The organism is Streptococcus sp. HMSC061E03 (genome assembly GCF_001813505.1).
GTDB lineage: Bacteria > Bacillota > Bacilli > Lactobacillales > Streptococcaceae > Streptococcus.
In genome coordinates this window covers 62,694-77,932 of record NZ_KV812786.1, presented here as the reverse complement: position 1 = coordinate 77,932, position 15,239 = coordinate 62,694, and the positions used below count along the sequence as shown (strand labels likewise).

General features: G+C 41.3%; 14 protein-coding genes. 11 read left to right on the top strand and 3 right to left on the bottom strand.

All coding sequences use genetic code 11. From position 1 onward, the window contains the following. Positions 1 to 30: 30 nt before the first annotated feature. Positions 31 to 642, top strand: coding sequence for a 30S ribosomal protein S4 (gene rpsD, locus HMPREF2917_RS07005; protein WP_070589864.1), 612 nt, complete (start codon positions 31 to 33; stop codon positions 640 to 642). Positions 643 to 830: 188 nt separating this feature from the next. Here the strand turns inward: rpsD and HMPREF2917_RS07000 are convergent, their stop codons facing one another. Beyond that, positions 831 to 1,364 (bottom strand): TetR/AcrR family transcriptional regulator, encoded by a 534-nt coding sequence (locus HMPREF2917_RS07000; RefSeq protein WP_003001962.1) that lies wholly within the window; start codon positions 1,362 to 1,364, stop codon positions 831 to 833. A gap of 134 nt (positions 1,365 to 1,498) precedes the next feature. Between HMPREF2917_RS07000 and HMPREF2917_RS06995 the strand changes: the two genes are divergently transcribed. After that, positions 1,499 to 4,294 carry a YhgE/Pip domain-containing protein gene (locus tag HMPREF2917_RS06995; RefSeq protein ID WP_070589862.1) on the top strand — a complete coding sequence of 932 codons (2,796 nt, stop codon included), beginning with the start codon at positions 1,499 to 1,501 and terminating at the stop codon, positions 4,292 to 4,294. A gap of 86 nt (positions 4,295 to 4,380) precedes the next feature. Here HMPREF2917_RS06995 and HMPREF2917_RS06990 read toward each other — a convergent pair whose 3' ends face one another. Together HMPREF2917_RS06990 and HMPREF2917_RS06985 are read right to left on the bottom strand one after the other, a co-directional pair. Further along, entirely contained in the window at positions 4,381 to 5,064 is a 684-nt protein-coding gene (locus HMPREF2917_RS06990; RefSeq protein WP_083307677.1) for a DUF4947 domain-containing protein, read from the bottom strand. Between the two features lie 89 nt (positions 5,065 to 5,153). Beyond that, positions 5,154 to 6,401: a carbohydrate-binding domain-containing protein gene (locus tag HMPREF2917_RS06985; protein ID WP_070589858.1), complete on the bottom strand. Its 1,248-nt coding sequence runs from the start codon at positions 6,399 to 6,401 to the stop codon at positions 5,154 to 5,156. A 213-nt stretch (positions 6,402 to 6,614) separates the two neighbouring features. Between HMPREF2917_RS06985 and HMPREF2917_RS06980 the strand changes: the two genes are divergently transcribed. The 9 genes from HMPREF2917_RS06980 (at position 6,615) to aspS (ending at position 15,191) form a co-directional block, all read left to right on the top strand. Continuing rightward, entirely contained in the window at positions 6,615 to 7,394 is a 780-nt protein-coding gene (locus tag HMPREF2917_RS06980; protein WP_070589857.1) for a polyphosphate polymerase domain-containing protein, read from the top strand. Further along, the gene (locus HMPREF2917_RS06975; RefSeq protein ID WP_070589854.1) at positions 7,387 to 8,070 is read left to right on the top strand and encodes a DUF4956 domain-containing protein; all 684 of its coding nucleotides are present in this window, start codon (positions 7,387 to 7,389) and stop codon (positions 8,068 to 8,070) included. Before HMPREF2917_RS06980 ends, HMPREF2917_RS06975 begins: the two co-directional genes overlap by 8 nt. Before the next feature lie 329 nt (positions 8,071 to 8,399). Further along, on the top strand, positions 8,400 to 8,528 hold the full coding sequence (locus HMPREF2917_RS06970; RefSeq protein WP_003002102.1) for a teichoic acid D-Ala incorporation-associated protein DltX: 129 nt from the start codon (positions 8,400 to 8,402) through the stop codon (positions 8,526 to 8,528). Positions 8,529 to 8,546: 18 nt separating this feature from the next. Beyond that, positions 8,547 to 10,097, top strand: coding sequence for a D-alanine--poly(phosphoribitol) ligase subunit DltA (gene dltA, locus HMPREF2917_RS06965; protein WP_021154127.1), 1,551 nt, complete (start codon positions 8,547 to 8,549; stop codon positions 10,095 to 10,097). Then, a complete protein-coding gene (gene dltB, locus HMPREF2917_RS06960; protein ID WP_070589852.1) occupies positions 10,094 to 11,347 on the top strand; it encodes a D-alanyl-lipoteichoic acid biosynthesis protein DltB in 1,254 nt (417 codons plus the stop codon). The genes dltA and dltB overlap by 4 nt, the downstream gene beginning before the upstream one ends. Positions 11,348 to 11,362: 15 nt before the next feature. Further along, positions 11,363 to 11,602 (top strand): D-alanine--poly(phosphoribitol) ligase subunit DltC, encoded by a 240-nt coding sequence (gene dltC, locus HMPREF2917_RS06955; RefSeq protein WP_003002265.1) that lies wholly within the window; start codon positions 11,363 to 11,365, stop codon positions 11,600 to 11,602. Then, positions 11,595 to 12,863, top strand: coding sequence for a D-alanyl-lipoteichoic acid biosynthesis protein DltD (dltD, locus tag HMPREF2917_RS06950; RefSeq protein ID WP_070589849.1), 1,269 nt, complete (start codon positions 11,595 to 11,597; stop codon positions 12,861 to 12,863). Before dltC ends, dltD begins: the two co-directional genes overlap by 8 nt. Before the next feature lie 251 nt (positions 12,864 to 13,114). Next, the gene (locus tag HMPREF2917_RS06945) at positions 13,115 to 13,339 is read left to right on the top strand and encodes a hypothetical protein (RefSeq protein WP_021154124.1); all 225 of its coding nucleotides are present in this window, start codon (positions 13,115 to 13,117) and stop codon (positions 13,337 to 13,339) included. A gap of 97 nt (positions 13,340 to 13,436) precedes the next feature. Next, the gene (gene aspS, locus HMPREF2917_RS06940; protein WP_049482684.1) at positions 13,437 to 15,191 is read left to right on the top strand and encodes an aspartate--tRNA ligase; all 1,755 of its coding nucleotides are present in this window, start codon (positions 13,437 to 13,439) and stop codon (positions 15,189 to 15,191) included. Positions 15,192 to 15,239: the final 48 nt, after the last annotated feature.

The following is a 15,239-nucleotide window of genomic DNA, read 5'->3' as shown; positions in this document are numbered from 1 at the left end:
AAAAATTATTTTTATAGGAGGACATTTTAAATGTCACGTTATACAGGACCATCTTGGAAACAATCTCGCCGTCTTGGCTTGTCACTTACAGGTACAGGTAAAGAATTGGCACGTCGTAACTACGTACCAGGTCAACACGGACCAAACAACCGTTCAAAATTGTCAGAATACGGTTTGCAATTAGCTGAAAAACAAAAACTTCGTTTCTCTTACGGACTTGGTGAAAAACAATTCCGTAACTTGTTCGTACAAGCTACTAAAGTTAAAGAAGGAACTGTCGGTTTCAACTTCATGCTTCTTTTGGAACGTCGTTTGGATAACGTTGTTTACCGTCTTGGACTTGCGACTACTCGTCGTCAAGCTCGTCAATTCGTTAACCACGGTCACATCCTTGTTGACGGAAAACGTGTTGATATCCCTTCATACCGCGTAACTCCAGGTCAAGTGATCTCAGTTCGCGAAAAATCAGCTAAAGTTCCAGCTATCCTTGAAGCTGTTGAAGCTACAGTTGGACGTCCAGCATTCGTATCATTCGATGCTGAAAAATTGGAAGGTTCATTGACTCGCCTTCCAGAACGTGATGAAATCAACCCAGAAATCAACGAAGCACTTGTCGTTGAATTCTACAACAAGATGCTTTAATTTTAAGATATACCTTACAGAAAGCCTACTACAGTGGGCTTTTTGTTTTGTCTTAAAGGGTTGATTTCTGGCTTTGTTCAGTTACAAATTTTCTAAAGCTGTTTCATTACATGAGACAGTTTTTTGTTTTCTTAAAACTGAAACCTTCTAATAAAAAACTCCTGATCTATCTAGATCAGGAGAGACTATTACCGTAACATTTTCATTAAAAATTCAGCCATTTGTTGAGGGCTTTCTTTTTTTCCGCGAGAAACCCACATTTGACAGACTCCGAAGAAGGCATTGGTCAGATAGACAGAACTGTAGACTCTTTCAATATCTGTTAATGATTTATGACTATAGCGCTCTTGCAAACTATCAACCAGAAGAATCTGTAATTTATGTCTTAAGAAGGTTTGGATCTCCTTGGTTCCATTCTCTGTCAGAAGAACCGCAAAGAGTGGCTCCTTGGTTAGAAATTCGAACACTTCTGTAATCGCTTGGCGCTTGTCGTCTTGGTGTTTATCAAAGATATATTCAAGCTTGTGAAAGAGTGCTTGTTGGTAGCGCTCGATCATATCGTACTTGTCTCGATAGTGGGTATAAAAGCTAGAGCGACTAATGCCGGATTCTTGTGCTAACTCAACCGTTGTGATTTGGTCAAATGATTCCTTTTCGAGTAGTCGAACCATCGCCTCCTCAATATTTCGTTTTGTTTTTAATCGTTTATTGCTCTCAGTCATCTGTTCATCCTTTTTGCACAAAATTATACACAGTGTCTAAAAAACAAGATTTCCTACTTGTGAAATTTTCTAGAAACTGTATAATCTATTATATCAGAAATTTAGACATTGTGTATAAAAAGGAGACAAAAAATATGATGAAAGAATGGAAGGCTGTTCTTAAAAAGCCAACATTTATCATTGTCATGATTGGAGTTGCGTTGATTCCAGCTCTTTATAATATTATTTTTCTATCTTCCATGTGGGATCCATATGGTCAGGTTTCGGATCTTCCTGTAGCGGTTGTCAATAAGGATCAATCTGCTACATATAATGGACAAAAAATGGAAATCGGGAAAGACATGGTGTCCAATTTGAAGGACAATGACTCACTTGATTTTCATTTTGTAGATGAGAAAGCTGCGAAAGATGGTCTCAAAAATGGCGATTATTATATGATTGTAACCCTGCCTGAGGATCTTTCAAAGAAAGCTAGCTCCATTCTAACCAATCATCCAGAACAGATGACCATTGATTACCAAACGTCCAGTGGTCATAGTTTTATCGCAGGAAAAATGAGCGACTCTGCGATGACAAAAATGCAGCAGACAGTGGCTGAAAAAGTGACCAATACTTATACAACAGCTTTATTTTCCAAAATGGGATCGCTTAAATCTGGTATGGGGACAGCGGCAGATGGAAGTGCTAAATTAGCAGATGGTGCAACAAAGTTGGAAAACGGTGGGCAAACACTGACCACTAATTTGAATACCTTAGCTAGTTCCAGTTTAACATTTTCAGATGGTGCAACCACCCTTCGTACGGGTCTAGCAGCCTATACAGATGGTGTTGGTCAATTAGGAAATGGTCTTAATCAAATGGCTGGTCAACTTCCAAACTTGGTATCTGGAGTCAATCAATTAAATAATGGGTTTGGTACTTTTAATACAGGCTTGATGGCTTACGCTACCGGAGTGGATCGATTAGGAAATGGTCTCAATCAAATGGCAAGTCAAACCCCTCAGTTGGCTTCAGGAGTTGGTCGATTAACCAGCGGTATGGGGACACTCAATGACGGTCTTGGGAATTATACCAATGGCGTGCGTCAATTGAATTCGGGTCTATCTAACTTTTCAAATGGTTTAGTGACCTATACAAATGGAGTTGCTACATTATCAGAGGGAGCGGGTCAATTAAGTAGTCAATCCGCTACTCTTCGAAATGGGGTTTCTCAATTAGAATCAGGTATTCAAACATTATCAAGTCAGCTACAAGCTTCTACAAGCCAATCAGCTCAGATTGATCAATTGGCAGCTGGTTTGAACCAATTAAATGCAGCGATTCAAAATGCTTCGGTAGATACCAGTCAACTTTCATCTGGATTGACGAGTATTGCGAATTCAGCCCAAGCGATCCTTTCTTCTGCCCAAGCAGATCGTGCAAATGCCCTTGCAAGTGTACAAGGGACAGCAGCTTATCAAGCAATGACAGCTGATCAACAAGCAGAAATCAATGCGGCTATCTCATCAAGTCCAAGCTCGAGTGAAACAGCAGCTCAAGGGATCTTGACAACGATCCAAACGATCCAAAGTAGTTTGAATACAGGAAATAACTTGACACAGTTGCAAACTGCAGCCAATCAAGTTTTACCGACAGCTTCTTCTACCTTGACAGACTTGTCAAGTGGCTTGTCTAAGATCCAATCCGCAGTTAGTGGACAATTGTTGCCAGCTAGCCAAACCATCAGTCAAGGGGTCGGCGCTTATACAGCTGGTGTTGATAAAATCGCTAGTGGAGCAACCCAACTTCAGACCAATAGTAGCACTTTAACGGATGGTGCTAGTCAGTTAGCAGCTGGTGTTGGCCAACTAGATAGTAAATCATCAGAATTACTTGCAGGAAGCAATCAATTAGCTTCTGGTCTAGGTGAGTTAAACGGGAAGATGCCTGCCTTGACATCAGGCATGAATCAACTGGCTTCAGGAGCGACCCAATTAACAGGGAAGTCTGGTGAATTGCTTGCTGGAGCTGGAAAATTAGCTGACGGTGTAGGACAATTGAGCAGCAAAACTCCAGAATTGGCAGGTGGTGTCAATAAACTTGTCACAGGTGTCAACCAGTTGACAGAGAAATCAGGTCAATTGGTGACGGGGGCTGATAAACTAGCTGACGGTGCAAATCAAATCTCAGATGGATCCAGCAAATTAGCAGCAGGTGGTCAAACATTGACAAACGGTTTGGGTGAATTAGCAACAGGAAGCCAAACCTTGAGTCAAGGATTAAACGATGCTAAGGGACAATTGAATGCTGCGACAACTGAAAAAGAGAACGCAAAAACCTTAGCAAATCCTGTCACGACCTCTAAAACAGACCATGACAATGTCCCTGTAAATGGGGTCGGAATGGCTCCTTATATGATCTCGGTAGCACTCTTTGTTTGTGCCTTGTCAACCAATATGATCTTTGCAAAATTGCCATCCGGTCGTCATCCTGAAAGTCGTTGGGCATGGTTTAAATCTCGCTTTGAGGTCAACGGAACAATTGCAGTGGTTGCAGGAGTCTTGGTCTATGGTGCCGTTCACTTGATTGGTTTATCAGCCAATCATGAAATGGCTACCCTCTTCCTTTGTGTGATTGGTAGTGTAGCCTTCATGTCTATCGTGACCGCTTTAACAACATGGCAAAGAAAGGTCGGTGCTTTCCTTTCCTTGATCCTCTTGCTCTTACAATTGGCTTCTAGTGCAGGAACCTATCCTCTTGCCTTGACAAATGGCTTTTTCCAAGCCATTCATCCATTCTTGCCAATGAGCTATACCGTTTCTGGTCTTCGTCAAACGATTTCGATGACAGGAGAAATTGGAAATCAAGTGGCCTTTCTTCTGATGACTATTGCTCTTTTTGCAGGGCTCGGAATGTGGTTCTATAATCCAAAAAAATATGAAGAGGACTAATCTTCAGGAACTCCCAACAGAATGTGTTGGGAGTTTTTTGTTTCATGTGAAACAAAAATTCTCGCTTGTTTAAGCGAGAATGTTCATCATTTAAAGAAGACAACATCGGGATTCGGTGTAATATAGAGAAGTTGGTCGTTTTCAAAGACCAGTTGGATGGTGTTGTTTTTATAGGTGTAAATGGTATAGTCTACTCCGGATTTAGAAGCTTGTTTGAGATCAACAGCTCCCATCAAAAAGGCGTGAGCTTGTTCCCCTGTGATTTTCCCCTCGTGGTAGAGCCCTTTAATATTTTCTAATTCGGTATTTTCAAAAGATTCGGCAATATAAGCAGGGTCTGTTAGTTGTTTCTCTGGATTCCCAAGGATCTTTTGGACAAGGGCAGTGGTATATCCTTCATAATCCGGTGTCTGGGCAAAAATATGATCGCCATTTCTAGAGTAGGCCACTTTTAGGTTCCCTGTTGCATAAATTTTATCTTTGGGTGCTTCTTGAGCATTTCTAGGGAGTCCTTCGGTTGTGACGATGTCAGAAGTGGTTTCCGTAGTAGTTGAAGGAGAGCTAGAGGAGTTGCTTGAGCTATTTGAACTGGTTGAACGAATCGGGTGGCTAGAACGACTCGAGCTACTTTTTTTAAAGATTTTCTTTTTTGAGCTGGTAGTTGTTGGTTCTTTTTTAAAGTTGATCTTAAGATCCGGCACACAGGCTGATAGAAAAAGAAGAGACAGCAAGAGTGTGAAGAAAAGAGGGAGTGTCTGTTTTTTCATCATGTTCCTTTCGATAAGCTGATTGATTTTCTATTCTATCATAAAAAGGGTAACAAAAAAAGGTCAGGAAGAAATCCTGCCTTTATTTGTTATTATGGATGCCCACCTCCAGGTCCACCGCCTTGAGGTCCGCCACCACCTGGAGCCCCACCGCCTCCAGGCATGGAGTTGACAATTTCCGTTTGTTTTTCACCGTTGATATAGATGTCTCCGCCAGTGTAGGTAGCAGTACCATCAAAGTCGAATCCAGATTGTCCCGTTAATTTAATGGTTCCTCCGGTAACGGTGATATTTCCATTCGAATCAATTGGATCGGTATCCCCTTGGCCAACTTCAACATTAAGGGTTCCGCCATTCATAGTGAAGAAAATTTCATCTTGGTTAGCATTAGCATTGGCAGCATTGACACCATCATCAGTTGCATAGATGGTGATATCTCCGCCGTTGATGGTGATCGATTTTGCTTCGAGACCTTCGACAGACTCTGTTACCTTGTAGGTTCCACTATCGATGATCAGATCACCAGAAGCATGGATTCCGTCGTCTCCTGCGGTGATGGTCGTTTTGTTATCTGAAAGGTACATGGTTCCGACCGAAGTATCGTCATCATTATCCACCTTGACGGCATCTTCATCTGCATCGATGGTCATGGTCGTACCAGTGATATTGAGTTCGTCATTGACGTTGAAGGCATCTCCTACAGCCGTGATCTTATAGGTTCCACCTGTGATATGGAGAGTGTCATTGGCCTTGATCCCGTTGTTCTTCTTGGCGTCAATGTTGAGCGTACCTGAACCATTGATGGTGAGGTCGCCCTTAGAGAAGATCACCGCATCGGCATCTTCATCAGTGTTGGAGCTTGAATCAGACAAGGTATTGGTCGTGCCATCCGCTAGAGTCAGGTAGACATGCCCGGCTTTCGTAGCAGAAATTGGCGCGTTGGTGTTGGTCATGGTAACGCCTTTCAAGACGATGTGAACATCATCTGAGTCACCTGCTTCGACCTTGATTTGAACCCCATCGGATTCACCAGAGATGACATAGGTTCCAGCCTTTGAGATGGTCACAGTTGATCCAGATACAGCTACGCCGTCACCTGATACATTTGCAGAAGATCCAGATAGTTTTACAGTAGAGGCTTTACTTTCATCATAAGAGGTGTCTGAATCTTTTTCGGTAAAATAGTCAGATTGCTTGGTTTTAGTCGTTTTCTTTGAGACACTAGAAGCAGTTGTTGTTGCGTTTGTTGTAGCTGATTGAGATGATGCTTGGCTACACGCTGTTAGTAGGGTGAGGGTTGCGGCCCCCGTTAATAAAAATTTCCATTTGTTTGATTTCATGAGCTTTTCCTCTCGTTCAATTGATATGCTCCTAGTCTAAAGTTGCTAGCTGAAAGTTTCCTAAAGTTTTTCTGAAAGGAATCTTAACTTTAGTTTTCTTTAAGTTTGGCTTAATGACCAGTTAAGAAAGTCCCATTAAACTAGAAAACACGTAAGTCGTATCCATACTTACTGAAGATTAGAAGCAATATCCCCCCTTAAAGGAGTAGAAACATGAAAAAAACAATTGAGACAAGTTTTAAACGAATCGAAACAAAATATATCGTCGCAAAAGATGACGTAAAAGACTTGATCAAAGACTTAAAAAAATACGTCGTAGAAGATGATTGTCCAACTTCAACTATTTCAAACATTTATTTTGATACGGAAAATTTTGAGGTTATTCAAGATGCTCTTGCGAAACAACACCGCCGTGAAAAAATACGTATGCGGACTTATATAGAAACACCTCAAGCAGACAGTCCGGTATTTCTAGAGGTGAAGTCAAAAGATGAAGAAGGAATTGGCCATAAATTCCGTCTAGTCGCTACTTCACAAGCCATTATCAACTTGATGACAGATGGGACAGTAGATCATCAGATACAAGATCCAGACTTAGTGCAAGAGATTCAGAGATTGCGCAAACGCTATGGTCATCGGTTGGAACCACGGATGTTCATTTACTATGATCGCTTGTCTCTCAAAGAAAAGAAATCCATTCAGGGTTATCCTTATCAGAAAATTCGCGTGACAATCGATCAAAACTTAGTCTTTCGTGATCAAGCTGTTAGTCTTTTTCATGGGAAGAAAGGAGAACCTTTGTTAGAGGATGACTTCGTGATCATGGAAATTAAGGCTCCCGGACAAGAACCTCAATGGTTAAAGGATATTTTAGAGAAGTATGGTTTGGTCAAGCAGAAATTTTCAAAATATAGCTGTGCTTATCATAAATCACAAGGATTGGATTATGCCCCAAGACCAGTGGAAGAAACGGTAGGTGCTGCTTATGTCTAATCTATTTGATTCTATTTTTAATAATGCCACAGCGACAGTGGATCCGGTGCGCTTACTGTTGGCCCTTTTGGTCAGCCTCTTTCTAGGGATGGCCCTATCTTGGACCTATAAATACCGAACACTTTACACTCGAGAGTTTGTCATTAGTTTGACCTTGCTTCCTTCTATGATGACCTTAGTGATCTTTTTGGTCAATGGAAGTTTGGGAACCTCGATTGCAGTGGCAGGGACCTTTAGTTTGATCCGTTTCCGGTCAGCTACGAGTGGTTCGAGAGAGTTGATTGCGATTTTTCTTGCCATGATTATAGGATTGGCGGCGGGTTCGGGCTATCTTTTATTGGCCATTTTATCAACCCTTTCTTTACTAGGAGTGTGGCTGGTATTAGAGAACAAACAGAGTAAGGCAGATCATCAACGGCGCCGTCATTTGACCATTACCGTCTTAAAACAAGATTCTGTTGCAGAACAAATCAGCCAGTTGTTGGACCAAAGTTGTTCAGAAATTGACTTTATTTCTGTCACAACGGCCCAAGCTGGAGAACAACTGACCTTGAACTATGAGGTAAATATGGAATCGAACATCGATGATTTTGCCCTTGCCAATCTATTGATTAGCAAGATTGAAAATTGTGATGTAGCTCTGACAAAGAAAGCGAAGAAAAGAAAGAATTTATAACTGCTATCCTACTTTAGGATAGTTTTTTAGGGTTTTAAGAACTTTTTAAGAAAAAGTGGTATACTGTTTCTAAAAAATTGAAGGAATCCCTTATGAAAAAGACTGCTATTTTTGAAGATGTCGTCTATGACCCATGATTCATCAAGGTAATGTAAAATAGAATAGGATTTCAACCAGAAAACTGATTAAAGAAAAATGCTTTCGTTAAACGGCTTGAATGATCTGAAATGATAACGTTTTCTACCACATTCTCACTATGTTTAAGATTGCTTACTTGGTATAAAAAATGGTAAAATAGTGAGTAACAATCAAAATGAAGAGTGAAACTTATGAAACATAAAACACTTTATAAATTTATCGGGCAGACGGTCTTGTATTTCGCCATTTTCCTAGCCCTACTTTATTTCTTTAGTTACCTTGGTCAAGGTCAGGGTGGCTTTATCTACAACGAATTTTAGAAAAGGAGACTCCTAGCCGTGTCAAACCAACCAATTACTGATATGATCGAGACAATTGAACGTTATGCGCAACTACAACCAGACTATCCTGTCTACAATGTCCTTGGTGAGGAGCATACCTATGGCCAATTGAAGGCTGATTCAGATAGCTTGGCTGCCCACATCGACCAAATGGGACTTCCTGAAAAGTCACCTGTAGTGGTCTTTGGTGGTCAAGAATATGAAATGTTAGCAACCTTTGTGGCCTTGACAAAATCTGGCCATGCCTATATCCCAATTGATAGCCACTCTGCCTTGGAGCGCGTGTCTGCCATTGTTGAAGTAGCAGAGCCAAGCTTGATTATTGCCATCAATGAATTTCCATTGGAAAACCCAGCTGCTCCAATCATGTCCTTGGAGCAAGTGCGTGAAGCTTATGCGGCTCAGCATGCCTATGACTTGAAACATCCGGTCAAAGGGGATGATAACTACTACATCATCTTTACCTCAGGGACAACTGGGAAACCAAAAGGGGTGCAAATTTCGCACGATAACTTGCTCAGTTTTACCAACTGGATGATTACGGACAAGGAATTTGCAACGCCAGAGCGTCCGCAAATGTTGGCGCAACCGCCCTATTCCTTTGACTTGTCTGTCATGTACTGGGCACCGACCTTAGCTCTTGGAGGAACGCTTTTTGCTCTTCCATCAGCCATTACTCAAGACTTCAAACAACTCTTTGCGACCATCTTTTCTCTTCCGATTGCTATCTGGACTTCAACACCATCTTTTGCAGATATGGCCATGTTGTCTGAAGATTTCAATGCTGAAAAAATGCCAGGGATCACCCATTTCTACTTTGATGGGGAAGAGTTGACAGTCAAGACTGCTCAGAAATTGCGCGAGCGTTTCCCAAATGCACGTATCATCAATGCCTACGGCCCAACAGAAGCAACTGTAGCTCTTTCGGCTGTAGCCGTAACAGATGAGATGTTAGCGACTTTGAAACGTCTGCCAATTGGTTATACCAAAGAAGATTCTCCAACCTTCATCATTGATGAGGCAGGCAACAAATTGCCAAATGGTGAGCAAGGGGAAATCATCGTGTCTGGACCAGCCGTTTCAAAAGGTTATATGAATAATCCAGAGAAAACAGCAGAAGCCTTCTTCGAATTTGAAGGTCTTCCAGCCTACCATACAGGAGATGTCGGAACCATGACAGATGAAGGTCTTCTTCTCTATGGTGGACGGATGGACTTCCAAATCAAGTTTAACGGTTACCGTATCGAGCTAGAGGATGTCTCTCAAAACTTGAACAAATCGAAGTATATTGACTCAGCAGTCGCAGTACCGCGTTATAATAAAGATCACAAGGTCCAAAATCTCTTGGCCTATGTCATCTTAAAAGAGGGTGTCAAAGAACAATTTGAGCGCGAAATTGATATCACGAAAGCCATTAAGGAAGATTTAGAAAACATCATGATGTCTTATATGATGCCTTCAAAATTCCTCTATCGTGACAGCCTGCCATTAACACCAAACGGGAAAATCGACATCAAAGGGTTGATTAGCGAGGTTAACAACCGATGATCGAGTTTTTGAAACAGCTCCCTCATTTAGAACACTATGGAACACCGATCTATTTTATCTACCTCATTCTAGCCTTTTTGCCGATCTTTGTGGGTCTCTTTTTCAAAAAGAGATTTCCGATCTATGAAGGACTGGTGAGTCTGATCTTTATCATTTTGATGCTGACAGGTTCGAATCTCAAGCAAATTTATGCCCTGCTCTTTTACGTAGTCTGGCAAATCTTGATTGTGTATTCCTACAAGATCTATCGTCAGAAAGCGGACAATAAGTGGATTTTCTATCTTCATTCCTTCTTGTCTGTCTTGCCCCTGATCTTTGTTAAGGTAGAGCCAGCAATCAAGAATGGGCACCAATCCTTGTTTGGATTTTTAGGGATTTCGTATTTAACCTTCCGAGCTGTCGGAATGATCATCGAAATGCGAGATGGTGTCTTGAAAGAATTCACACTTTGGGAATTCTTACGCTTTATGCTCTTTATGCCGACCTTCTCAAGTGGGCCGATTGATCGTTTCAAGCGTTTTAATGAGGATTATAAAACCATTCCTGAGCGTGAAGAATTATTGGATATGTTGGAGCAAGCTGTTAAGTATATCATGTATGGTTTCCTTTATAAATTTATCCTAGCTCATATTTTTGGCCACTTATTGTTAGGACATGTGCAGACCTATGCTTTGTCTCAAGGTGGATTCTTCAATATCGGAACGCTGGGAGTCATGTATGTTTATGGCTTTGACCTCTTCTTTGACTTTGCGGGCTATTCGATGTTTGCTTTAGCAGCTTCCAATCTGATGGGAATTAAAAGTCCAATCAACTTTGATCGTCCCTTTAAATCACGTGACTTAAAGGAATTCTGGAATCGTTGGCATATGAGTTTATCTTTCTGGTTCCGTGATTTTGTCTTTATGCGTCTCGTGATGGTATTGATGCGCAATAAAGTATTCAAGAGCCGGATTACCACCTCAAATGTTGCCTACATTATCAATATGTTGGTCATGGGCTTCTGGCACGGGGTGACTTGGTACTACATCGCTTATGGGCTCTTCCATGGGCTTGGACTGGTCATCAATGATGCTTGGATTCGTAAGAAAAAGACCATCAATAAAGAAAGAAAAGCAAAAGGATTGGATCCTATACCGGACAATCGTTGGACCAAAGCTTTAGGGATCTTTATCACCTTTAACACAGTGATGCTGTCCTTCCTGATTTTCTCAGGATTCTTGGATCAACAATGGTTTTCAAAATTGAAATAAAAGGAGAATAGAAAAATGGATGTAAAATCTCAAGTAATTGAAATTATTGACGAATTGTTTATGGAAGATGTCTCAGACATGATGGATGAGGATCTCTTTGATGCGGGTGTCCTTGATAGTATGGGGACAGTCGAATTGATTGTGGAACTGGAAAATCGCTTTGGCATCCGTGTTCCTGTATCTGAATTTGGACGCGATGATTGGAATACTGCTAACAAGATCGTAGAAGGTGTAACGGAGCTTCAGAATGCTTAAGCGTTTGTGGCTGATTTTAGGGCCCGTATTTTGCGCGCTCCTCATGGTAACAGCTTTATTATTCTTTTATCCAATCAATCATAAGCACAACTATACCGAAGAGAAAAAAGCTGCGGTAAGTCTGAATGCAGAAGGATTCAAGAGTCGTACAAAGAAACAAGAAGCACTCTCTGATCCACAGCATCGCTTTGTCCCTTATTTCGGCTCCAGTGAGTGGTTGCGCTTTGATGTGGTGCATCCAGCGGTTTTGGCTGAAAAATATGACCGCAATTACAGACCCTACTTTTTAGGAGAACGTGGTGCGGCTTCTTTGAACCAGTATTTTGGAATGCAACAGATTTTGCCAGAACTCAAGGACAATACAGCTGTTTATGTAGTTTCTCCGCAATGGTTCACTAAGAAGGGATACGATTCCTCTGCTTTTCAACAATTCTTTAATAGCGATCAGTTGAATAGCTTTATTGCCAATCACCAACAGGATGCTGCATCCCAGTATGCTGCAAAGCGTTTGTTACAACAGTATCCAAATGTCGCCTTTCAAAGTGTTGTAACGAACATTTCTCAAGGAAAGAAAATTTCCAGATTTGATCAGTCTTTGAACCAGTTTGTTTCCCACCTTGTCCAACGCGAAGATGCTTTGTTTAGTAATCTTGCAACGCGTACAAACGGGAATTACGATAAGAAGGTCAAAAAACGTCTACAAGATTTACCAGATCAATTCTCATATGAGAAATTGGAAGAAATTGCAACGGCTGAAGCAAAAGTCAAAACCAATAACAACGACCTTGGAATCAGCAATCATTTTTACAATACTCGTTTAAAAATGAAGTTGAAGAAACTAAAAGGTTTCCAAAAAAACGAATCCTATGTTCAATCTCCTGAGTACAATGACTTGCAATTGGTTCTAGACCAGTTTGCTAAATCTCGGACCAATGTCATCTTTGTCATTCCTCCAGTTAATGCCAAATGGATGAAATACACAGGCTTGAGCCAAGAAAAATATGAACAGGCTGTTCAAAAGATTCGTTACCAATTGGAAAGTCAAGGATTCACCAATATTGCAGACTTTTCTAAAGATGGTGATCAGCCCTACTTTATGGAAGATACGATTCATATGGGATGGAATGGTTGGCTAGCCTTTGATAAAGCGGTCAATCCCTTTGTCACAAAGGCTGAAAAAGCACCAACTTACCATCTAAATGATCGCTTCTTCAGTAAAGACTGGGCTCAATATAAAGGGACACCAGACGAATTTAAATAATGCTTGATCAAAGGGGGCAGGATCAAATCCTGGCTCCTTGATTTGTGAGGAAAGTGACGAGAAAGTCACAAACGAGCAAGAGAGTTATCCACAGGCTGTGGGAAACTTCCTTGTAAATGGATGAAAACAAGTCCTGGTGCTGATGACACTTCCTCTTTTGAGGGAGCAAAAGGTGAAAGTTATCCACATTTTTGTGGATAAGTGATAAAAAACAGTGGATAAGTCAGCTGGTTTGTGAAAAGGAGAATAGTGTGAAAAAAATTTGGTTTTACGCAATCGTTCAGGGAATTGTGATCTTTTTTATTGTGGGTGGCATGACCTATGTACTTAGGGGAGATTTCTTTTTCCGCTACCTATCCCCTATTTTTGGACTAGCAGCAGCTGTCTTGCGATTTGGGACGGCGACTTTAATGAAGGTGCTAGCACCCACTCTCTACGATGATCCCAAAAAGAAAGAAGAGAGCCACGATAATTAAAGAAGTTGGTGACTGAAAAAGTTGAGCTAAAGGCCACTTTCTGCGGGTCTTTATGGTAAAATAGAAGGAAGAATATTAGTTTGGAGATTAATTAGAAATGAAACGTTCAATGTATGCTGGACGTGTTCGTGAAGAACACATTGGAACTCGTATTACCTTGAAAGGATGGGTTAGCCGTCGTCGTGACTTGGGTGGTTTGATCTTTATCGATCTACGCGACCGCGAAGGGATCATGCAATTGGTGATCAATCCAGAAACAGTTAGTGCAGAAGTGATGGCTACAGCTGAAAGCATCCGTAGTGAATATGTTGTAGAAGTGACAGGTCTTGTAGAAGCTCGTGAACAAGCTAATCCAAACTTGCCTACAGGAGCAGTAGAACTCAAAGTGGAAGCTATTACGGTTCTCAATACTGCAAAAACTACACCATTTGAAATCAAGGACGGAATTGAAGCCAATGATGATACCCGTCTTCGTTACCGCTACTTAGACCTTCGTCGTCCTGAGATGTTGGAAAACCTCAAACTCCGTGCAAAAGTAACCCATTCGATTCGCAATTACTTAGATGAATTAGAATTTATTGATGTGGAAACACCGTTTCTTTCTAAGTCAACTCCAGAAGGAGCGCGTGACTACTTGGTTCCTTCCCGTGTCAATAAGGGTCATTTCTATGCCCTTCCACAAAGTCCTCAGATTACAAAACAATTGTTGATGAATGCCGGTTTTGATCGCTATTATCAAATCGTGAAGTGTTTCCGTGATGAGGATTTACGGGGAGACCGTCAACCTGAGTTTACACAGGTCGACTTGGAAACTTCTTTCTTGAGTGATCAAGAAATCCAAGATATCACAGAAGGCTTGATTGCACGTGTCATGAAAGAAACCAAGGGAATTGAAGTAACACTCCCATTCCCACGGATGAATTATGATGACGCGATGGCCTTGTATGGTTCAGATAAACCAGATACACGTTTTGAAATGTTGCTCCAAGACTTGACAGAGCTTGTCAAGGGTGTAGACTTCAAAGTCTTCTCAGAAGCTCCAGCAGTTAAGGCGATTGTTGTCAAAGGTGCAGCGGATCATTACTCTCGTAAAGATATCGATAAATTGACAGAAGTTGCGAAGCAATACGGTGCAAAAGGTCTTGCTTGGGTGAAATATGCTGAGGGTGCTTTGAATGGTCCTGTTGCGAAGTTCTTGACAGACTTGACAAGTGACTTGACAGCTGCTTTACAGTTAGAAGACAAGGATCTAGTTCTCTTTGTAGCAGATACTCTTGAAGTAGCCAATGCAACGCTTGGTGCTTTACGTGTTCGTCTTGCGAAAGAGCTTGACTTGATTGACAACAATCAATACAACTTCCTTTGGGTAGTGGATTGGCCAATGTTTGAATGGTCTGAAGAAGAAGGCCGTTATATGTCTGCTCACCATCCATTTACACTCCCACAAGCTGAAACAGAGCATGAATTGGAAGGAGATCTTTCAAAAGTTCGAGCAATTGCCTATGATATCGTCTTAAATGGCTATGAATTAGGTGGAGGAAGCCTACGGATTAATCATAAAGATTTACAAGAACGGATGTTTAAGGCACTTGGATTTACAAAAGAAGCTGCCAATGAACAATTTGGTTTCTTGTTGGAAGCAATGGATTATGGTTTCCCACCACATGGAGGATTGGCGATTGGTTTGGACCGCTTCGTGATGCTTCTTGCAGGTGAAGATAATATTCGGGAAGTCATTGCCTTTCCTAAGAATAACAAGGCGACAGATCCAATGACACAAGCTCCTTCTGTCGTTTCTGAAAAGCAATTGGATGAGTTAAATCTTCAAGTAGAAGTAGCAGAGCAAGAATAGGACAAGAGAGAAAAGGGAGAGTCTAGGAATCAGTTGCTCTAAGATTTT